The 19,909-nt window shown below is 69.0% G+C and carries 14 protein-coding genes and 1 pseudogene; 9 read left to right on the forward strand and 6 right to left on the reverse strand.

The annotated features are described in order from the left end of the window. Positions 1–155 precede the first annotated feature (155 nt). From ABEA07_RS17225 to ABEA07_RS17250, 6 genes and pseudogenes are all read left to right on the forward strand, one after another. A complete protein-coding gene (locus ABEA07_RS17225) occupies positions 156–1,772 on the forward strand; it encodes a methyl-accepting chemotaxis protein (RefSeq protein ID WP_345539371.1) in 1,617 nt (538 codons plus the stop codon). Continuing rightward, a complete protein-coding gene (locus tag ABEA07_RS17230) occupies positions 1,769–3,505 on the forward strand; it encodes a methyl-accepting chemotaxis protein (protein WP_345539373.1) in 1,737 nt (578 codons plus the stop codon). The genes ABEA07_RS17225 and ABEA07_RS17230 overlap by 4 nt, the downstream gene beginning before the upstream one ends. Before the next feature lie 107 nt (positions 3,506–3,612). Continuing rightward, positions 3,613–5,187: a methyl-accepting chemotaxis protein gene (locus ABEA07_RS17235; RefSeq protein WP_345539374.1), complete on the forward strand. Its 1,575-nt coding sequence runs from the start codon at positions 3,613–3,615 to the stop codon at positions 5,185–5,187. A 94-nt stretch (positions 5,188–5,281) separates the two neighbouring features. Then, positions 5,282–7,240, forward strand: a complete 1,959-nt coding sequence (flgK, locus tag ABEA07_RS17240) for a flagellar hook-associated protein FlgK (RefSeq protein ID WP_345539375.1) — start codon at positions 5,282–5,284, stop codon at positions 7,238–7,240. Positions 7,241–7,252: 12 nt separating this feature from the next. Continuing rightward, positions 7,253–8,464: a flagellar hook-associated protein FlgL gene (gene flgL / locus ABEA07_RS17245; RefSeq protein ID WP_345539376.1), complete on the forward strand. Its 1,212-nt coding sequence runs from the start codon at positions 7,253–7,255 to the stop codon at positions 8,462–8,464. Positions 8,465–8,513: 49 nt separating this feature from the next. After that, positions 8,514–8,684, forward strand: a pseudogene (locus tag ABEA07_RS17250) (antitoxin PaaA2 family protein); the annotation flags it as partial. Between the two features lie 43 nt (positions 8,685–8,727). Here ABEA07_RS17250 and ABEA07_RS17255 read toward each other — a convergent pair. The 3 genes from ABEA07_RS17255 to ABEA07_RS17265 all read right to left on the reverse strand — a co-directional run bounded on the left by ABEA07_RS17255 (position 8,728) and on the right by ABEA07_RS17265 (position 10,620). Continuing rightward, positions 8,728–9,540 (reverse strand): class I SAM-dependent methyltransferase, encoded by an 813-nt coding sequence (locus ABEA07_RS17255; RefSeq protein ID WP_345539378.1) that lies wholly within the window; start codon positions 9,538–9,540, stop codon positions 8,728–8,730. Between the two features lie 75 nt (positions 9,541–9,615). Further along, the gene (locus tag ABEA07_RS17260; protein ID WP_345539379.1) at positions 9,616–10,065 is read right to left on the reverse strand and encodes an SRPBCC family protein; all 450 of its coding nucleotides are present in this window, start codon (positions 10,063–10,065) and stop codon (positions 9,616–9,618) included. A 132-nt stretch (positions 10,066–10,197) separates the two neighbouring features. Beyond that, on the reverse strand, positions 10,198–10,620 hold the full coding sequence (locus tag ABEA07_RS17265; RefSeq protein WP_345539380.1) for a secondary thiamine-phosphate synthase enzyme YjbQ: 423 nt from the start codon (positions 10,618–10,620) through the stop codon (positions 10,198–10,200). A 64-nt stretch (positions 10,621–10,684) separates the two neighbouring features. Between ABEA07_RS17265 and ABEA07_RS17270 the strand changes: the two genes are divergently transcribed. After that, positions 10,685–11,269 carry a putative pterin-binding protein gene (locus ABEA07_RS17270; protein ID WP_345539382.1) on the forward strand — a complete coding sequence of 195 codons (585 nt, stop codon included), beginning with the start codon at positions 10,685–10,687 and terminating at the stop codon, positions 11,267–11,269. A gap of 469 nt (positions 11,270–11,738) precedes the next feature. Here ABEA07_RS17270 and ABEA07_RS17275 read toward each other — a convergent pair whose 3' ends face one another. Then, complete coding sequence (locus ABEA07_RS17275; protein ID WP_345539383.1) at positions 11,739–12,926, reverse strand: amylo-alpha-1,6-glucosidase; 1,188 nt, start codon at positions 12,924–12,926, stop codon at positions 11,739–11,741. A gap of 130 nt (positions 12,927–13,056) precedes the next feature. Continuing rightward, complete coding sequence (locus ABEA07_RS17280; protein ID WP_345539384.1) at positions 13,057–14,442, reverse strand: serine hydrolase domain-containing protein; 1,386 nt, start codon at positions 14,440–14,442, stop codon at positions 13,057–13,059. A gap of 193 nt (positions 14,443–14,635) precedes the next feature. Here ABEA07_RS17280 and ABEA07_RS17285 point away from each other — a divergent pair, with 193 nt between their 5' ends. Then, entirely contained in the window at positions 14,636–15,094 is a 459-nt protein-coding gene (locus tag ABEA07_RS17285) for a DUF995 domain-containing protein (protein WP_345539385.1), read from the forward strand. 49 nt (positions 15,095–15,143) lie between these two features. Here the strand turns inward: ABEA07_RS17285 and putA are convergent, their stop codons facing one another. Further along, entirely contained in the window at positions 15,144–18,941 is a 3,798-nt protein-coding gene (gene putA / locus ABEA07_RS17290; protein ID WP_345539520.1) for a trifunctional transcriptional regulator/proline dehydrogenase/L-glutamate gamma-semialdehyde dehydrogenase, read from the reverse strand. A gap of 275 nt (positions 18,942–19,216) precedes the next feature. Between putA and ABEA07_RS17295 the strand changes: the two genes are divergently transcribed. Beyond that, positions 19,217–19,891: a response regulator transcription factor gene (locus ABEA07_RS17295; protein WP_345539386.1), complete on the forward strand. Its 675-nt coding sequence runs from the start codon at positions 19,217–19,219 to the stop codon at positions 19,889–19,891. The last annotated feature ends 18 nt before the right edge of the window (positions 19,892–19,909 follow it).

Here is a 19,909-nt window from a genome sequence, read left to right on the forward strand (position 1 = left end):
GCAGATGGACCAGGTGACGCAGCAGAACGCCGCGCTGGTGGAACAAGCGTCCGCAGCAGCCCAGTCCATGCAGGAGCAGGCCGGCAGCCTGGTGCAGGCCGTCGGCGTGTTCCGCCTGCAGGCGGCATGAACGGGCCGGACGGAGGACACAGTCCATGCGAGTGAATCATCCCGTGACCGACAGGGAGTACGTGCTGGCGGAAGATGCTGCCCTGGTGTCGCGTACCGACCTGAAGGGACGCATCAGCTATGCCAACGCGGCATTCGTGCAAGCCAGCGGCTTCGACGTGGAAGAGCTGATGGGCAAGGCGCACAACATCGTGCGCCACCCCGACATGCCGCCCGAGGCCTTCGCCGACCTGTGGGAGACGCTGGGCCGCGGCCTGCCGTGGACCGGCGTGGTCAAGAACCGGCGCAAGAATGGCGATTTCTACTGGGTGCAGGCGAACGTGACGCCGGTGTACCGCCATGGCCGCGTCGAAGGCTTCATGTCCGTGCGCACCAGGCCCGCGCGCGAGGCGGTGGCGCAGGCCGAGCGGGTCTATCGCCTCCTGCGGGAAGGGCGGGCCGGGCACCTGATGTTCCTCCAGGGCGAACTGGTCGGGCGAGGCTGGTCCCATCCGGCGGCGGCGCTGCGCCGCCTCCCGATCCGCCGCCGCATGCAGGCGGTCTGTCTGGCGGCGAGCGCCGTCTCGCTCGCGCTGGGCGCCGCCGCCGGCTGGGGGCTCGCGGGGCCCGGCCTGGTGGCCGGGGGGGGCGTCGCCCTGGCGCTGGCCTGGGCCGGTCTGGGCCTGTTCCTCGACCGCACCGTCTTCCTGTCGCTGGACCGGGCGACCCGCGTGGCGCGCGCCATCGCCAGCGGCCGCGTCGCCAGCTTCGAGGTGAAGCCGGGCGACGAGACGCGTGAACTGCTGCGTGCGCTCAACCAGATGAGCGCCAACCTGTCGGCGATCGTGGCGGACGTCGATGTCAACGTGGCGGGCGTGATCGATGCCTCGAGCGAGATCGCGCAGGGCAACCAGGACCTGTCCTCGCGCACCGAGCACCAGGCCAGCTCGCTGGAGGAGACGGCGGCCTCGATGGAGCAACTGACGTCCACCGTCAAGCAGAACGCCGACAACGCCCAGCAGGCCAACGAGTTCGCGCGCTCGGCCTCCGAGGTGGCGCGCAGGGGCGGCGAGGTGGTGGGCGAGGTGGTGCGGACCATGGGCTCCATCGATGCGTCCTCGCGGCGCATCGTCGACATCATCGGCGTGATCGACGGCATCGCCTTCCAGACCAACATCCTCGCCCTGAACGCGGCGGTCGAAGCGGCGCGCGCCGGCGAACAGGGTCGCGGCTTCGCGGTCGTGGCGGGCGAGGTACGCAGCCTGGCGCAGCGCTCGGCGGCCGCCGCCAAGGAGATCAAGGGCCTGATCGACGACTCCGTCGGCAAGGTGGGCGCCGGCACGGCGCTGGTGGGCGAGGCCGGCAAGACCATGCAGGAGATCGTCGCCAGCATCCACCGCGTGACCGACATCATGGGCGAGATCACCACCGCCAGCCGCGAACAGACGGCCGGCATCGAGCAGATCAACCAGGCCATCACGCAGATGGACCAGGTGACGCAGCAGAACGCCACCCTCGTCGAGCAGGCCTCCTCCGTCGCGGCCCTGCTCCAGGCGCAGGCCGGGCAACTGGGCGATTCCATCAGCGTGTTCCGGCGTGAATCCGCAGCATCGGCAGCAGCCCCTTCACGGGGCATCCATCCACTCGAAACGGCGACATCATGAAGACTTTCTCGAATCTGCGCATCGGAACACGGCTTGCCCTGGGCTTCGGCCTGGTGCTGCTGCTCACACTTGTCTCTGCCGCCTTCGCGCTGGTGAGCGCGAACCGGAACGCCGAGGCCACGCGCCTCATGATGCAGAGCCCGCTGGCCAAGGAGCGGCTCATCTCCGACTGGTACGTGCTGACCTACTCGGCCATTGCGCGCACCGCGATGATCGCGCGCACCAGCGACGCGACGCTGCCGGTCATCTTCGCCGACGTCATCTCCGACAGCGTGAAGAAGGGCAGCGAGACCATGGCCAAGGTCGAGGCCCTGCTGGTCACCGACGAGGAGAAGGCCACCTTCAAGTCCATCGTCGATCTGCGCGCCAAGTACCAGCTGGCCAAGGACGCGGTCGCGAAAGCCAAGGCCTCCGGCAGCGCACAGGAGACCGACGCCGTGTTCAAGGACGTGTTCCAGCCGGCGGCCAAGGCCTACGAGAGCCAGGTCCTGTCGCTGCTGGCGACCGAGCGCGGCGACATCGACCGCATGAGCCGCGAGATCGACGCGGCGAACGCGAGCGCCTTCAAGCTGCGCATCGGGCTGACCGTGCTGACGCTGCTGGCCGGCGCGCTGTGTTCCGTGCTGATCACCCGCAGCATCACCCGGCCGCTGGCGCGGGCGGTGCAGGTGGCGGAGACGGTGGCGGCTGGCGACCTCAGCACCCGCATCGAGGTCGAGTCGCGCGACGAGACCGGCCAGCTCATGCAGGCGCTGCAGCGCATGAACGAGAGCCTGGCACGCGTGGTGGCCCAGGTGCGCAGTGGCACCGACACGATGGCCACGGCCTCGGGCCAGATCGCCTCGGGCAACCAGGACCTGTCCTCGCGCACCGAGGAGCAGGCCAGCTCGCTGGAACAGACCGCGGCCTCGATGGAAGAACTCACCAGCACCGTCAAGCAGAACGCGGACAACGCACGCCAGGCCAATCAGCTCGCGCTTTCCGCCTCGGAAGTGGCGGTCAAGGGCGGCGGCGTGGTGTCCCAGGTGGTGGACACCATGGGCTCGATCCATGCGTCGTCCAAGAAGATCGTGGACATCATCAGCGTGATCGACGGCATCGCCTTCCAGACCAACATCCTGGCGCTGAACGCGGCGGTGGAAGCGGCGCGGGCCGGCGAGCAGGGCCGCGGCTTCGCGGTGGTGGCCGCCGAAGTGCGCAACCTGGCGCAGCGCTCGGCCGCCGCCGCCAAGGAGATCAAGGGCCTGATCGACGACTCGGTGGGCAAGGTGGACGCCGGCTCCGAGCTGGTGGCCGAGGCCGGCCGCACCATGAACGAGGTGGTGGACAGCGTCAAGCGCGTGACCGACATCATGGGCGAGATCACCGCCGCCAGCCAGGAACAGACCCAGGGCATCGAGCAGGTGAACCAGGCCATCACGCAGATGGACCAGGTGACGCAGCAGAACGCGGCCCTGGTGGAGGAGGCCGCGGCCGCTGCCGCCTCGATGCAGGAGCAGGCCGCCAGCCTGGTGCAGGCCGTGGGCGTGTTCAAGCTGGGCCGCGGCGAGGCGCCGACCGTGCCGGCGAAGGTGAAGGAGGCCAGCCGCGTCGAGCCGTCCCCGCAGCGCAAGCCGGCGGCGTCGAAGGCGCCGGCCCGCGCGGCCGCCTCGCTCGCCTCGTCCGCCGCTGCGCCCAAGCCGGTCACCGCCGCGGCGACCGCATCGCCCTCGGGCGACTGGACGGAGTTCTGACCACGCGCGACGAGATGCCAGGAGCCGCGCCATCAACTTCGGGTGCGGCCTGCCGATAAACCTCGGGTCCGGCCCTGTCCCATGGGCCTCATGATGGAAGAAGAAAAATGCAGCGGTTTCAGAAACTTCGCGTCAGCACCAGGCTGATCCTCGCCTTCCTGGTGGTCGCCGCGCTGGGCGTCGTGATCAGCGTGCTCGGCGTCTTTCACATGGGGCGCATCAGCGCCGGCACGAGCAGGCTCTACCACCACGAGATGCGCACGCTGGAAGCGGCGCAGGCGGCCAACATCCACCTGTTGTATGCCAGCCGGGCCCAGATGGGCCTGCTGTCGGCGTCGACCAAGGGCGAGCGCAATGCCGGCATTGCCGAGCTTCGGAAGGCCGGCGGCGAACTCGGCGAGCGCATCGCCGAGATCAAGCCGGTGCTGCACGAAACCGCGGAGGGCACCAGGCTGTACCAGCAGTACGAGGAACGGGTAGGGCCGCTGCGCAAGCACATGGGCGAATTCGTCGAACTCATCTCGGCCCAGTCGCTGGACAGCTCGCAGTTCGACGGCCGCGTGGCCGAAAACAGCGCGCAGTTGCTGAAGGAGTCGCGCGCCGTGGAGGAGGTGCTGGCGAAGATGGTGGCGCACGCCGACGGTATGGCCAAGGCCGGCATGGACAGCGCCGAAGGCACCTTCAGGACCTCCCGCCTGCTGATGCTGGCCGTGGCCGTGGTGGGCCTGCTGGCCAGCGTGGGCCTGGGCGTGCTGGTGGCCCGGCTGCTGTCGCGCCAGCTCGGCGGCGAGCCGGCCTATGCGGCCGACGTGGTCGGGCGCATCGCCGGGGGCGACCTCACGGTGGGCGTGGAAGCGCGCGCGGCGGGCGAGGGCAGCGTGCTGCATTCGATCAAGCACATGCAGGACCAACTGACCGAGGTGGTGGTGCGCATCAAGCATTCCAGCGATGCCATCGCCACGGCCTCCGGGCAGATCGCCTCGGGCAACCAGGACCTGTCCTCGCGCACCGAGGAGCAGGCCAGCTCGCTGCAGCAGACCGCGGCCTCGATGGAGGAGCTCACCAGCACCGTCAAGCAGAACGCCGACAACGCGCGCCAGGCGAACCAGCTGGCGCAGTCGGCCTCCGAAGTAGCGGTCAAGGGCGGCGACGTGGTGAGCCAGGTGGTGGACACCATGGCGTCGATCCACGCGTCCTCGAAGAAGATCGTCGACATCATCGGCGTGATCGACGGCATCGCCTTCCAGACCAACATCCTGGCGTTGAACGCGGCGGTGGAAGCGGCGCGTGCCGGCGAGCAGGGCCGCGGCTTCGCGGTGGTGGCCGCCGAGGTGCGCAACCTGGCGCAGCGCTCCGCCGGCGCGGCCAAGGAGATCAAGGGCCTGATCGACGACTCGGTCGGCAAGGTGGACGCCGGCACCGCGCTGGTCGGCGAGGCCGGCCGCACCATGGAAGAAATCGTGGGCAGCGTCAGGCGGGTGACGGACATCATCGGCGAGATCACCGCCGCCAGCCACGAGCAGACCCAGGGCATCGAGCAGATCAACCAGGCCATCACACAGATGGACCAGGTGACGCAGCAGAACGCGGCGCTGGTGGAGCAGGCCTCGGCCGCGGCGCAGTCCATGCAGGAGCAGGCCGGCGGCCTGGTGCAGACGGTCAGCGTGTTCCGCCTGGCCTAAAGAAGCCGGGAAGGCGGCCGATATATCAGCAAGGGCAGGGCAGGCCGCCGCGCCGCCCCGCCAGTCGAGAACAACCAACCTTCAACGATCGTCCATGTCGATGTTCTATACCGGCCTGACCGGCCTGAGCGTGGCCCGCAGCGCGCTCATGACGACGGCCCACAACACGGCCAACGTGTACACCGCCGGCTACAGCCGCCAGACGTCGGTGATCGCCACCAACGGCGCGATCGGCCTGGGCTCGGGCTTCGTCGGCACCGGCTCCCGCGTCACCACCGTCGCGCGCAGCTACGACGCCTACCTCACCTCCCAGCTCAACGGCGCCGAGGCCACCGGCGCGGCGCTGGCGAGCTACGAATCGCAGATCAGCCGAATCGACGCCCTGCTCGCCGACAAGACCGCCGGCCTGTCGCCGCTGATGCAGAGCTTCTTCGCCGGCGTGCAGGGCGTGGCCAACACCCCGGCCGACCCGGCGGCGCGCCAGCAGCTCGTCAGCGCGGCCCAGGCGCTGGCCAACAAGTTCCGCGCCACCGATGCCTACCTCAGCGATCTCAACACCTCGGTCAACGAGCAGATCCAGGGCAGCGTCGGCGAGATCAACACCTACGCCACGCAGATCGCCAGGCTCAATCACCAGATCGGCCAGATGAGCGCCCTGGCCGGCGGCCAGCCGCCCAACGACCTGCTGGACCAGCGCGACCAGCTCGTGAACGCGCTGGGCCAGCTGGTGGACGTGAAGGTGCTGGAGCAGGACGGCGGCAAGTACAACGTCTTCATCGGCAACGGCCAGTCGCTGGTGCTGGGCGACCAGGCGATGTCGCTGAAGGCCGGCCCCTCGGCCTCGGACCCGACGCGCATCGCGCTCTCGATGGTGGGCATCAACGGCACCGCCACCGAGCTGGCCGACAGCGTGTTCACCGGCGGCTCCGTCGGCGGGCTGATGAGCTTCCGCAACGAGACGCTCACCACCTCGCAGAACGCCATCGGCCGCCTGGCCATTTCCCTGACCAGCGCCTTCAACGACCAGCACAGGCTGGGCGTGGACCTCAAGGGTGCGCTGGGCGGCGACTTCTTCAACCAGGCCCAGGCCGGCGTGTACTCCAACACGCACAATGCCGGCGACATGGTGCTGGGCGCCAGCATCACCGACCCCTCCGCGCTGGGCATCAGCGACTACTCGGTCGAGGTGAAGGACGTCGCGGGCGTGCTGACCTACAGCGTGACCCGCCTCACCGACAAGCAGGTGGTGGGCAACTACACCGGCTTCCCGATCAGCTTCGACGGCGTGCAGCTCAGCGCCGCCAGCGGCACCGCGCAGGCCGGCGACCGCTTCCTGGTGCAGCCCACCCGCACCGGTGCGCGCGACGTGGACGTGCTGGTGCTCGACCCGTCCAAGGTCGCCGCGGCCTCGCCGCTGGTGGCCGGCAACACCGTCGGCAACCAGGGCAGCGGCGCGCTGGGCGCGCCCACCGTCGATGCCGCCTACCTGGCCGCACCCCTGGCGGCGCCGGTCACGCTGAGCTTCGACGGCGCCACCGGCACGCTGTCGGGTTTTCCGGCCGCCTCCGCCGTGACGGTGACGCTGGCCGACGGCAGCTCGGCCACCTATGCGGCCGGCGCGCCCGTGCCGTACACGGCGGGTGCGTCGATGAGCTTCGGCGGCGTCACCGTCAAGCTGACCGGTGCCCCGGCCAACGGCGACACCTTCACGATCGGCAACAACACCGGCGGCGTCTCCGACGGCAGCAACGCGCTGTTGCTGGGCGCGCTGCAGAAGAAGAACACCATGGACGGCGGCACCACCACCTTCGGTGCCTCCTTCGCGCAGCTGGTGAGTTCGGTGGGCAACCGCACCATGGAAATTCGCACCGCCGAGAAAACGCAGTCCGCCATGACCGAGCAGATCCGCGCCAGCCGCGATGCGATCTCCGGCGTCAACCAGGACGAGGAAACCGCCAACCTGCTGATGTTCCAGCAGATGTACCAGGCCAATGCCCGAGTGATCCAGACCGCCTCGACCATGTTCGACGCCATTCTGGGCATCCGTAGTTAAGGAATCGACGCCATGCGCATCAGCACCCAGGCCTTCTACGGCCAGAGCCTGTACGGCATCGGATCGCAGCAGCAGCAGCTGTTCCGCATCCAGCAGCAACTGTCCGCCGGCACCAAGTTCCTGACCCCCGCCGACGATCCGGTGGGCGCCGCGCGTGCGCTGCGCGTGGGCGATTCGCTGGCCCAGTCCGCGCAGTACACCACCAGCCGCGGGCGCGCCACGCTCGCCCTGTCGCAGGAAGAGGAGGCGCTGAAGTCCGCCACCAACATCCTGCAGAACATGAAAACCATGGTGGTCCAGGCCGGCAACGGCACGCTGTCGGACGCCGACCGCGCCTCGCTCGCCACCGCCATCCAGAGCAGCCTGGAGCAGCTCGTGAACGTGGCCAATGCGGACGACGGCAACGGCCAGTTCCTCTTCGCCGGCTACAAGAGCGCCAACCCGCCCTTCGTCATGTCCGGCGGCGGCGTGCAGTACATGGGCGACCAGGGCCAGCGCCTGATGCAGATCGACGTGGCCCGCCAGATGTCGGTGGCCGACGACGGCCGCAGCGTGTTCCAGTCGGTCCAGGGCGGCGCCGGCTACGTCAGCAGCGCGAGTGCGGCCAATACCGGCTCCGGCGTGTTCGGGGCGGTCGGCGTGACCGATGCGACCGCGCCGCTCTACGGCAAGGACTTCACCATCAGCTTCGCCGGCGGCAACTACACCGTCAGCACGAACGACACGCCGCCCGTGGTCGCGGCCACCGGCCCCTACGTGGAAGGCACGCCCATCAGCTTCGGCGGCGTGCAGCTGAGCATGAGCGGCACACCGGCCGACGGCGACAGCTTCCAGGTCGCCACCGCGAAGAACGCCGGCACGGACATCTTCGCCTCCATCGGCGAACTGGTGAGCGCGCTGCGCCAGCCGGTCGCCGGCGGCGGCGATGCTGCACAGGCCCGCCTGAAGAACGCACTGGCCACCGCCAACGTGAAGATCACCAACGCACACGACAACGTGCTGACCATCCGTTCGTCGGTCGGCTCGCGCATGAACGAGATCGACGCGCTGGACGAGGCGGGTGCCTCGCGCGACCTGATCGACAAGGCCTACCTTTCCGACATCCAGGACCTGGACCCGGCAGCGGCGATTTCGCAGTTCATGCAGCTCAAGACCTCGCTGGAGGCCACGATGGGGACCTTCGCTCAGCTCAACGGCATCGCCTTGATGAACTACGTGCGCTGATCCCCGGGGGGAGGGCGTCCGGCCGGATTCTGGCCGTACAAGGAGACACATGCGCAGGCCGGCGATCCAGGGCGGCGCCTTGCGCTCGCCGATCGTTCTGACGCGTGTGGCCAAGGAGCGCGCATTGCCGGCGGGTTTTGTCGTTGACGCTGCGGCCCCAGACGACTGGTTCCGAGCCAAGGTGCAGGAAGCCTTGGATGATCCGCGCCCCGCCGTCCCGCATGAGAGAGTTGAAGCCCATCATGACCTTGCCTGCCTGCGCGCTATCGAGCCGCCACGATCATGTGCGCCTGGATCTTGCCGGCCACCGGGCCATCCCCGTGGCGGGCGGCAATCGCCTCGGTCGCGCGGTCCGTCGCGAGCTGGAGCAGGCTGGCGTCGCGCGCCTCGATCTCGTTGCGCAGCGGTGTTCCCTGGCAATAGGCGGTGGCGACCTCGCGTGCAGAGGGTGCGCGACTGAGCTTGTCGCGCGTCTCTATCGTGATGGCGGTAAAGCCCGCGCGATCCAGATCCCCGCGGATCAGCGCCGTGTCGTGGTAGCCGTGCGGCGTGCGGGCGAGGAATCGTGGCGGGTCGTTCGGGAACAGGGCGGCGAGGGCGTTCGTGACCTCGTCGGCGAAGGCGTTCTCCTCGACGCGGTCCCAGACATTGAAGACGAAGCGCCCGCCCGGCCTCAGCACGCGGCGCGCCTCGGCGTAGCCGGCGACCCGGTCGGGAAAGAACATCGCGCCGAACTGGCAGCAGACGACGTCGAAGGAGGCATCCTCGAACGGCAGCTGGAGCGCATCCGCCTGCCGCCATTCGATGCGGCTGTCGGGCCCTTGCCGTGATGCGGCGTAGTCGAGCATGGGCTGGTTGAGGTCGGTCACCACGTAGCGTGCGTCGGCGCCGAGCCGGGGCGCCAGTGCCCGCGTGACCGCACCGGTGCCGGCCGCCGTTTCGAGCACCGACGCCGGCGAGAAACCGGCGACGAGCGCCGCCAGGTCGTCTGCGTACCCCTCGAAGATCAAGGGGACCATCAGCGTGTCGTAGAACCGGGGGATCGAGCCCGCGAACACCTTGTCGATCTCGGCCATGGGACCTCCTGGGGCAGCGCCCTGAACGGTCCTCATGGTGGCGGCGCGCGCTCGGCTCGTCAACGCCGTGCGGCATCAGCCCGGAATGTCCGGCTCGACCAACTGGGCGAGTGCGACCAGCGATTCCTGCCAGCCCAGGTAGCACATCTCGGCAGGAATCACTTCGGGAATCCCTTCCTGCACGATCGCCATGTCGGTGCCGCAGGACACGGCGGTCAGCGTCACCGTGGTCTTCATGGTGCCCGGCAGGTTCTGGTCGTCAAAGGCCGCGTCGTATGCAATGCGCCGGCCGGGGACCAGTTCCAGGTACTTCCCGCCAAAGGAGTGGCTGTGGCCGGTACCGAAGTTGGTGAAGGACATGCGCCAGGCGCCGCCGACCACCGGCTCCATGTGATGGACCTTGCCGATGAAGCCGAAAGGCGGCAGCCAGCGCTCGAAGGCGCCGGGTTCGACGAAGGCGCGGTAGAGGCGGTCCGGCGGGGTGCGGAGCACGCGGTGCAGGCGGACGGTGTGGTTGGTAGCCATGTGATGAACTCCTGAATGGGATGTGCAGAGGATGCCCCTCCAAGGACACGTCGAACGAGCCTGCGCAAGATCGACGTCCGCGTGGCCGGGGAAAACCCTGAGCCTGGGCGCGCCTCGGTCGTGTCGGACCCATCATTCGCCGACCAGATGCAGCACCACCTGCCGCCGATGCGCCCGGACGCGGTGTTCCCAAAGATAGATCCCCTGCCATGTCCCCAGCACCATGCGCCCGCCGGTCACGGGAATCGACAGTTGCACCGCCGTGATCGCTGAGCGTACATGGGCCGGCATGTCGTCGGGTCCTTCGTCGCGATGGCGGAACAGCGGATCGCCGTCCGGCACCAGGCGCGCGAGGAAGCGGTCGAGATCCGCTTGCACTTCAGGGTCGGCGTTCTCCTGGATCAGCAGGCTGGCGGAGGTGTGGCGGATGAAGAGCGTGAGCAGGGCCGTCTGCATGCGCTGCGCCGCGACCCATTCGGCCACGGGGCGCGTGATCTCGACCAGGCCACGGCCCGGCGTGGGGATGTCGAGGGTGGTGGTGGACTGGTGGAGCATGGGGGAAGGGTAAGCCTCAAGTCTGGATGGACAAGCGTTGCGGGAGCCGCCCACAATCGCGCCCATGAAAAAACGACACTTCCTCGGCACGGCGGCGCTTGCCGGACTTCTTCCCTCGGTGCATGCGCAGGCGGCGAACGCGGCCTCCAAGGGCCCGGGTCTTCTCACCATCAGCGGCGCGATCGGCAAGTCCAACCGCGGTCCCGTCGATGCCGCGCTCGATCAATTGATGGTGAAGCACGGCGTCAAGTTCGACAAGGCTTTCGTCGTGGACGCCGAGGCGCTGGGCCGGCTGCCGGCCGTCCGCATCAAGCCGACGCTGGAGTACGACGCCAGGCAGCACGCGCTCGCGGGGCCGCTGTTGACCAGCGTGCTGGAGCTGGCGGGCGTGCCCACCTCCGGCGAGGTGATGCTCGCCATGCGCGCGGTCGACGGCTATGTCGTGCCGATCAAGATCGCCGATGCGCGCAACTACAAGATGATCGTGGCCACCGAAATCGACGGCCGTCCGCTCGCACTGGGTGGGCTGGGGCCGCAATGGGCGGTCTACGAGGCGGACACGCTGGCGGCGTTCAAGGACAAGCCGTTGAAGGAGCGGTTTGCGCTGTGTCCGTGGGGGCTTTACAGCATCGAGGTGACGCGGGGGTGAGGGGGCTACGAAGAGGCTGTCATGCCCGACTGCCGGCGCCATCGTTCTCCTGCGGTGCCTGTTCTGAAGCGTGCAGGTAGAGACATCCTCGTTTCACTGCAAGACTCTTCAGACGTTTGGCGATGACCTTCTGCTTTTTGGGATCGTGCGCGGTGTAGTCCGCAAGAGCATGTGCCGGGTTGTCGGGAAGCACAGGGTGTAGGTAGTCTCGTGGCCCGCATGCAAACTGGGGAGATGGACAGTTCATCACCTTCGCTTGTGCTTTTGCGACGCATGGTCTGCGAAGCCTTCCCTGTGGTTCTCACCGCAGATGCCGATATCAAGGCCGTTTGCCCGCTCGTACACGCAGGGTGGGTTGAAGCAGCCATGCAGATCGTGTCGCTTCTTGGGACGGGCGTGCTTGTCACGCGGATCACGCCGCTCGGCTGGGTGCTGATCAGGTCAACGAGTTCGCCTGTTCGCTCAGATCTCACCACGCCCTCCCATCCCCCTCCAACGCCCGCCGCGCCAGCAGAAAAGTCGCCGCATTCCAGCTCTGCCCCGCCATCCCCCGCGGTGCCAGGGTCCGCCCGTGGAACCACTCGGTGAAGCGCCAGTCGTCCAGCGCGTTCACGCGCGCCAGGCGTGCGAGTTCCGACCAGGCCGGCTCGTGCAGGCCCAGGCGCGCGAGCATCATCACCCAGAAGCCGCCCACGAAAGGCCAGATGCCGCCGTTGTGGTACTGGTGCACCAGGTTCTGCTGGTGGCGCCCCATGTAGAGCCGCCACAGCGGGTGCTGCGGCGACAGCGGTTGCAGCACCACGCGCACCGGGTAAGGCACGCTGGCATTCGCCGCGCTGAGCGTCTCGACAATGCGATAGGCCATGGCCTTGTCCGTGAGGCCGCACTGGATGGCCAGCACGTTGCCGAACACGTCGCCTTCGTGGCCGACCACGGAGAGGTTGACGAAGCTCAGGTACAGCCCCGGATCGCGCCGGCCGCGGCGCGCGTAGTGCCGCAGCAGCCGCGCCCGGTGGTACTTGGGCATCTCGGGCTGGAAGGGGTTGAAGAGGTGGTTGAAGTGCTCGTGCGTCGCCTCGGCATGGTCCAGCCCGAAGCGGCGCTTCACCTCGTACCAGAGCGCGTTGGTGTAGAGCACGTAGCCCGAGCGCGGCATGATGTCGGCCCAGTCGCTGGCCTCGTTCTGCTGCAAGAGACGGAAGTGCTGGTGCTCCTGCGCCAGCAGCCAGCCGATCGCGCGCTCCACCTGCATGTTCCAGTGCGAGGGGCCGACGCGGCCATGGCGGCGCACGTGGTCCACGCCGATCAGCCACCACAGGGTGGCGTCGATGCAGCCCAGGTACCAGAAATCGGCATCCAGGCCATCCGGGTCGACGTACTTGGGGATCTGCCCGTTGGCCGCCTGCTGCGCCGCGAGCGAGTCGAGGCTGGCCACCGCGCCGTCTTCCAGCGCGGGGATGCCGCTGCCGCACATGGCCATCACGCAGATCGCTGCATCGCGGCCGAAGATGCGCGTGTAGCGCCGCGCCACCGCGGCGTCGGTGCGACTCGCGGCCAGGATGCCGTGGGGCGTGAGGTTGCGCTGCAGCAGGTCGAGGGAGGCCCGGGTGCAGGCTTCGATGATGTCGAGGCTGGGGGTGTCGAGGGTCGTCGTCATGGCGTGTCCGCCTGCGGCCGCATGGCCGAGCGTTGTCCGGGGGGCGGACCCGTAGTGTGCATGGAGATCGAAGGCCGGCCGTAGGACGATGCCCGGACTGCCGCGCGCGTCGCTCGATGCGCAAATGGGTTCAGCCGTACCGCTGCATGGCTTCGGCCACCACGGCCTCCCTGGACAGGAGCTTGGTGCCGCCCACCCACAGTTCCACCGGGTGGCCCTTGCGGTCCCGCACGAGGCGCACCGGTTGCCCCGGGCTGTTGTAGCCGGAGGTCCGCGCGATGATGCCGCGGTCCGTGCCCGTGAGTTCGATCTCGGTGGGTGCGCCATCGAAGGGCAGGGCCATGGCAGGCGCGACCTGGCACACCACCTTGCCCATCGCCACCAGGTCGCTGGCACCCCAGAGGCTCCACCAGCGGCCGTTCCAGGCGGCCTGCTGGCGTCCCGGCGCGCCGTGCTGCCTGAAGGCGGCCAGGATGCCCAGGATGCCGTCCACCCACATCCAGGACCACCCGTCCAGCGCATTGCACAGCACGCTGACGGTGAAGCCCGATTCGGGAAAGCGCGCGGTGCGCGACACGAATCCCTGCAGGCCGCCCGTGTGGCCGAACCACTCCTTGGCGCCGGCGCCGCCGCTCATGGTGCCGTAGCCGTAGTACGACTCCTGGCTGCTGTGCTTGTCGCGCCAGCGGCGGTGCATCATCTCGCGTCGGCTGGCGGCGGACAGGATGCTCTTCTTCGCCTCGGGCGCGAGCTGGGCGAAGAAGCGGGCCACGTCCGATGCGGTGGCGACGAAGCCGCCCGCCGGCGCGATCGCGTCGCAGACGTTGTCGCCCGGCACGACCAGGCGCCGGCCGAAGGGGAACTCGGTGCTGTGGCCCTTGGCGAGCGGGGCCGATTTCGGCAGGTAGGGCATGTCGGGCACGGTCTCGCGCAGGCCGGCCGGGGCGATGACGTGGCGGCAGATCCAGGTGGCGTAGTCGGTGCCGGTGATCTCCTCGATCATCAGCCCCAGCAGGCCGTAGCCATGGTTGGAATACTTGAGCTGCAGGCCGGGCTCGAGCGGCTGCTTCTTCGCAAGATCGGCACGCAACTCGGCGCGCGAGAAGAAGGGGCGCCGATCGAGAAACTGGCCGCTGTCCTCGCCGTCGCGGATGACGCCCGCGCCATGGGACAGCAGCTCGCCGACGCGGGCATTCGCCAGCGTCTTGTGCAGGCCGCTGACGTGGCGTCCGATGGGATCGTCCAGGCCCAGCTTGCCCTGCTCGCGCAGCAGCATCACGCCGCTGGCGGTGAAGGTCTTGGAATGCGAGGCGATGCGGAAGCGATGCCGCGGCGTGAGCGCCTCGCCGCTGCGCAGGTCGGCACTGCCCAGCGCGAACTCCGCCACGATGGACTGGCCCTGCGCGATCGCGACGGCGCAGCCGACCTGCTGGTGCCGCTCGAGCTGGAAGCCGAGCCAGGCGGGGATGTAGTCGAGCGCGGCCTGGAGCCAGGGAACCGGGGCGTTCTTCTTCATGGTGCGTAACCGGGAGCGGTAACGAAAAAGCGAAAGGGAGTGTAGTGGCAGGACCTGCGAAAGCTCGGCCCATGGCCCTGGCCGCCGCCATCGCGCAGAATGCAGCGGGGGCCATCCGATCCACTGGCCGAGCCGGGACCAGGGGACACGCGCGTGGGGCCCCGTTCCGGCCGTGCGTTGGAGGAGCGTCGATATGCGACTGTCGAGACGATGGATTCCCCTGCTGCCGGTCCTGCTGGGCCTTGCCCTGCCGGCAGCCCACGCGCAGGACATGGTGCTGCGCGACCTGGAATCGAAGAGCCCCAGGAAGCTGTCGAAGGACGAGGCCATCGCCTTGCTGACCGGCGCCAGGATGAGCCGGACCAGCGGACGCGGGAACGTGCACCACTGGAGCAACGACGCGGGCGGCAGTTTCGTGGTGTCCTCGGACAACCGAGGTGCGGGCGCGGTCGGCGCCTCGGGGCGGCCAACCACGGCGCCGGGCAAGTGGCACATCTCGGACGACGGGCGCTATTGCATCTTCATCGAATGGCGCGGGGTGCCGACCGAGGAGTGGTGCCGCTTCATCCTGCAGACCACCGACGGCTACTACGCGGTGCGCTCGGACTCGGTGGGGACCGAGCGGGTATACAAGCTCGAGATCAGCAAGTAGGACTTGCCGAGCGCGCGCTCGCCTCTGCGCATCGGATGGCACTGGCCGGTCAGGCGATCGTCATCAGGCTTGCGTTGCCGCCCGCCGCCGCGGTGTTCGTGCTGACGGCGCGTTCGAGGAACAGAGCCTCCAGCGGGCTGTCCTCGTGCGCCAGCCCGAACGGACGCAGCCCGACGATGGGGCCCTCGCGCTGCGCCAGGCGGACCGACGCGGCGAGTAGGTTTTCCCGGCTGCCCTGGTGCAGCGCGACGTCGAACGCAGCGCCGGCGGCCGTCCAGTCGCTGGCCAGGGCGATCCGCTCCCGTACGTCGGGTGGCAGGCTCGCGTGCAGGGCCTGCGTCGCCGGCTCGGACGGCCAGATGGCGCGGCATCCGGCGGCCAGGGCGCCGGCCGTCTGGTACAGCAGCGAATCCTCGTCGCGTGCCAGGCACAGGGCGGCTTCGCGCGGGTGGAGGGTGTACATGTTCCGCTCGCCGGTGGGGCCCGCCAGCAGCCGCGCGCCGCGGGGCGCCGCGCGCTGCGCCAGCGCCTGACATCGCAGCGCGAGGGCGCGATCGCGATGGCCGGCGATCCAGTCGACCAGCGACCCGAATGCGGGCGGCGTGCCGGGCTCGGCACCTTCCGCGGTCGAGCCCGGGAGGCCGGTGGTGGCCGCGCGCGCCAGCACGTCTTGCGGACGCGCGGAAAGCAGGCGGTACATGTAAAGGGGACCGCCCGCCTTGGGACCGGTGCCGGACAGGCCTTCGCCGCCGAAAGGCTGCACGCCGACGACGGCGCCCACCATGTTGCGGTTGACGTAGATGTTACCCACCCGGGCGTGGGCGACGACCTGATCGATCGTCTCGTCGATGCGGGAGTGCAGGCCGAGCGTGAGGCCGTAGCCGGTGGCGTTGATCTGCGCGACCAGCGCGTCGAGTTCGCGCCGCGCGTAGCGCGCCACGTGCAGAACCGGGCCGAACACTTCCCGCGTGAGCTCCGAGATGCTGGCCAGTTCGATGATCGTCGGCAACACGTAGCTGCCCCGGACGAGCTGCTCCGGTGCGTGGCGGCCGAGGCGGGTGACGCGCCGGCCGCGCGCGCGCATGGCCTCCACGTGCGCTTCGATGGTGTCGCGTGCGCCGCTGTCGATGACCGGCCCGATGTCGGTGTGCAGCGATGCGGGATCGCCCACCGTCGACTCGGCGACCGCGCCGCGCAGCATGTGCAGTACGCGGTCGGCGATGTCGTCCTGGAGGCACAGGACCCGCAGCGCGGAGCAGCGCTGGCCCGCGCTGTCGAAGGCGGAGGCGATCACGTCGCCCACCACCTGCTCGGGCAGTGCCGAGGAGTCGACGATCATGGCGTTCTGCCCGCCGGTCTCCGCGATCAGGGGCACGGGCGCCCCGGTCGGGCCGAGGCGGCCGGCCAGGGTGTGCTGCAGCGAGCGCGCCACTTCCGTCGAGCCGGTGAACATGACGCCCTGCACCCGCGCGTCGGCGACCATCCGCGCGCCGACGGTGGAGCCGCGGCCCGGGACGAGCTGCAGCGCCGCGGCGGGTACGCCGGCCTCGTGCAGCAGGCGCACCGCCTCCGCGGCGATCAGCGAGGTCTGCTCCGCCGGCTTGGCGAGCACCGGGTTGCCCGCGGCGAGCGCTGCGGCGATCTGGCCCAGGAAAATCGCCAGCGGAAAATTCCACGGGCTGATGCAGACCACCGGGCCCAGCGGCCGGTGGTCGGCGGTGTCGAAGTCGGCGCGGGCCTGGCCCGCATAGAAGCGAAGGAAATCGATCGCCTCGCGCACCTCGGCCACGCCGTTCGCGCAGATCTTGCCGGCTTCGCGGGTCAAGAGGCTGAGGAGCTGCGGCATGCGCGCCTGCAGGGAGTCTGCCGCGCGTTCGAGCAAGGCGGCGCGTTCGGCGGCGGGATGGGCCGCCCAGGCCGGGGCGAAGGCGGTCGCACTGCGCAGGGCGGCTTCGATCTCGTCCTCGCCCGCCGCCCGGACCTGTCCGGCCACGTCGCGGTGATTGGCCGGGTTGAGCACCGGCTTCCACGCCGGCTCCCGCGTCTCGGGGGCTTCTGCCAGCAGCGGCTCGGCGTGCCAGGGGATGCGGGCGCTCTGCGCGAACTGTGCCTCCAGGCTTCGCAGCGTCTGCTCGTTCGACAGGTCCACGCCCCGCGAATTGAGGCGTGCCCGGCCGAACAACGCCGCCGGATGCGCGATGGCCGGATGCGGCCGGCCTGTCTCGCCTTCCTTTTCCGCGGTGCGCAGGGTGGCGGCCACGGGGTCCTCGACCAGCGATTCGATGGCGATCGCGGGGTCCGCGATGCGGTTGACGAAGGAGGTGTTGGCGCCGTTCTCCAGCAGCCGCCGCACCAGGTAGGCCAGCAGCGTCTCGTGCGTGCCCACCGGCGCGTAGATGCGGCAGGGCCGGCCGAGCCTGCCGTCCTCCGGCCGGCCGACCACCTGCTCGTAAAGCGGCTCGCCCATGCCGTGCAGGCACTGGAACTCGTAGTGCCCGGGCCGGTACGCGGCAGGGTCGGCGAACGTGTAGATCGCCGCCATGGAATGGGCGTTGTGCGTCGCGAACTGCGGGTAGACCTGGTCCGGCGCCGAAAGCAGCTTCCGGGCGCAGGCGAGGTAGGAGATGTCGGTATGAACCTTGCGCGTGTAGACCGGGAAGCCGTCCTGCCCGTCGACCTGGGCGCGCTTGATCTCGCTGTCCCAGTAGGCGCCCTTGACCAGCCGCACCATCAGGCGGTGGCCGCTGCGTTGCGCCAGGTCGATGAGATGGTCGATGACGAAGGGACAGCGCTTCTGGTACGCCTGGACCACGAAGCCGATGCCGTTCCAGCCGGCCATGGCCGGCTCGAAGCACAGCTTCTCGAGCAGGTCCAGGGAGAGTTCGAGCCGATCGGCCTCCTCGGCATCGATGTTCAGGCCGATGTCGTAGCGGTGGGCCAGCAGCGCCAGTTGGCGCAGCACCGGGTACAGCTCGTCCATCACTCTCTCGTATTGGGCGCGGGCATAGCGCGGATGCAGCGCGGACAGCTTGATCGAGATGCCGGGACCTTCGTACACCCCGCGTCCGCCGGATGCCTGGCCGATGGCATGGATTGCCTTCTCATAGGACCGACGGTAGCGGTCCGCGTCCTCGGCCGTCATCGCCGCCTCGCCCAGCATGTCGTAGGAGTAGCGGAAGCCCTGCGCCTCGAAGGCGCGCGCATGCGCCAGCGCGGCGGCAATGGTCTCGCCCGTGACGAATTGCTCGCCCATCATGCGCATGGCCATGTCCACGCCCTTGCGGATCATCGGCTCGCCGCCTTTGGCGATCAGCCGCGTCAGCAGCGCCGACAGGGTCGACTCACTGTGGGTCGAGACGATCTTGCCGGTCAGCAGCAGCCCCCAGGTGGCGGCGTTGACGAAGAGCGAGGGGCTATGGCCGGCGTGCGCCTCCCAGTGGCCGCGGGCGATCTTGTCGCGGATGAGCGCGTCGCGGGTGGCGCTGTCGGGGATGCGCAGCAGCGCTTCGGCCAGGCACATCAGGGCGACGCCCTCCTGCGAAGAAAGGGCGTACTCCTGCAACAGCCCCTGTACCAGGCCCGCCCGGCCGACGGCGCCATTTCGCTCGCGCAGGCGCGCCGTGAGGCGAATTGCCAGCGCGTTCACGCGCGCGGCCAGCTCGGGCGGCGTGCTGGCCTGGGCCAGGAGCGTGGACACCGCTTCCTGCTCCGACAGGCGGTAGGCCTGCGTGATGCGCTCGCGTCCGGCAGAACGCTGGGGTAGGGAGCCGGCAAAGCCGCGGAAGGGCGAGGGAGGGTCGGGGGGCAGTACGCGCGTTTCCATGGAGGACCTGGCCTTCTGTTCGATCACGCATGATGCCGCCGTCCACGCCGGCCGTGTTCGATGAATTCGACGGTGCCGGCCAGCGGCGCCCGGGCCTCCAAATTCTGCGAAATGTCGCTGCCGGGATTTCGCCGCGGTTCGCTGCTCTATATTGATCGTAGCGCCTTGTGCACAGCAAGGTCGTTGCTGTTTTTGCGAACGTCCAGCCCGACCAACAGAACTGCCTTGTGGCTTGGTGCACCGCCCCCCAGGGTGCGCAATCCACCGTTTGACGATCTATCGGACAAGGGAGAGTCCTCATGAAGAACAATGAACTTGCCGTGTTGCTCGTCGCCGTCGGTACGCTAGGCACGCCGATGGGCGGGCTCGCAGATGTTGTCCAGGCAGATCCTGACACCGGCCAGGCCCTGCTCGACGCGGAGGTGCCTGGCTCGGCCGGCCTGTCGGGTGTGGAAGCGCTCTTGTCGCAGTGCCGTGCTGGGCGCCTGGTCATCCTGTCAGGAACGTGCGACACGAAGACGATCCAGGCGGCTCTTCAGAAAAGCGCCCCCGCCTTGATGGAGGACCCGTCGGGCCAGCAGATCCTGCTGAGTGCGCTGCGCTCCATCCTGAATGAAGGACTCTGCGCACCGGAGGCGCGCCTCATCTCCGGTAGCGCATCGCAAGAGAGCGACATTTCCGCACGCAGCACGTCGGCTTTCTCGGCCAAGGCCGCCGCGAGGGGCTTGACCAATCGCCAGATCGATGTCCTTCGCGAACTTCTCCAGGGCAACTCCAACAAGCAGATCTGCCGCAATCTCAAGCTGGCCATGGGAACGGTCAAAGCCCATGTGACGGCCGTGCTCGCCGCTCTGGAGGTGAGTTCGCGTGCGGAAGCGATCGCTGCGGCCCATCGACTGGGCCTGGACCAACTGGTCGAGGAGCGCGCTTGCGCCGCACTGCCGGGCGCCTGCCCGGAAAGTGCTTCGCAGTAGCCTGGTCCACTGAATCAT

This window comes from Variovorax defluvii, from assembly GCF_039541515.1.
GTDB lineage: Bacteria > Pseudomonadota > Gammaproteobacteria > Burkholderiales > Burkholderiaceae_C > Variovorax > Variovorax defluvii.

Bases quoted from the DNA above. Each gene is read 5' to 3' on its own strand.
- ABEA07_RS17225 (WP_345539371.1), top strand. From the start codon at position 156: ATGCGAGTGAATCATCCCGTGACCGACAGGGAGTACGTGCTGGCGGAA.
- ABEA07_RS17230 (WP_345539373.1), top strand. From the start codon at position 1,769: ATGAAGACTTTCTCGAATCTGCGCATCGGAACACGGCTTGCCCTGGGC.
- ABEA07_RS17235 (WP_345539374.1), top strand. From the start codon at position 3,613: ATGCAGCGGTTTCAGAAACTTCGCGTCAGCACCAGGCTGATCCTCGCC.
- flgK (WP_345539375.1), top strand. From the start codon at position 5,282: ATGTCGATGTTCTATACCGGCCTGACCGGCCTGAGCGTGGCCCGCAGC.
- flgL (WP_345539376.1), top strand. From the start codon at position 7,253: ATGCGCATCAGCACCCAGGCCTTCTACGGCCAGAGCCTGTACGGCATC.
- ABEA07_RS17255 (WP_345539378.1), bottom strand. From the start codon at position 9,540: ATGGCCGAGATCGACAAGGTGTTCGCGGGCTCGATCCCCCGGTTCTAC.
- ABEA07_RS17260 (WP_345539379.1), bottom strand. From the start codon at position 10,065: ATGGCTACCAACCACACCGTCCGCCTGCACCGCGTGCTCCGCACCCCG.
- ABEA07_RS17265 (WP_345539380.1), bottom strand. From the start codon at position 10,620: ATGCTCCACCAGTCCACCACCACCCTCGACATCCCCACGCCGGGCCGT.
- ABEA07_RS17270 (WP_345539382.1), top strand. From the start codon at position 10,685: ATGAAAAAACGACACTTCCTCGGCACGGCGGCGCTTGCCGGACTTCTT.
- ABEA07_RS17275 (WP_345539383.1), bottom strand. From the start codon at position 12,926: ATGACGACGACCCTCGACACCCCCAGCCTCGACATCATCGAAGCCTGC.
- ABEA07_RS17280 (WP_345539384.1), bottom strand. From the start codon at position 14,442: ATGAAGAAGAACGCCCCGGTTCCCTGGCTCCAGGCCGCGCTCGACTAC.
- ABEA07_RS17285 (WP_345539385.1), top strand. From the start codon at position 14,636: ATGCGACTGTCGAGACGATGGATTCCCCTGCTGCCGGTCCTGCTGGGC.
- ABEA07_RS17295 (WP_345539386.1), top strand. From the start codon at position 19,217: ATGAAGAACAATGAACTTGCCGTGTTGCTCGTCGCCGTCGGTACGCTA.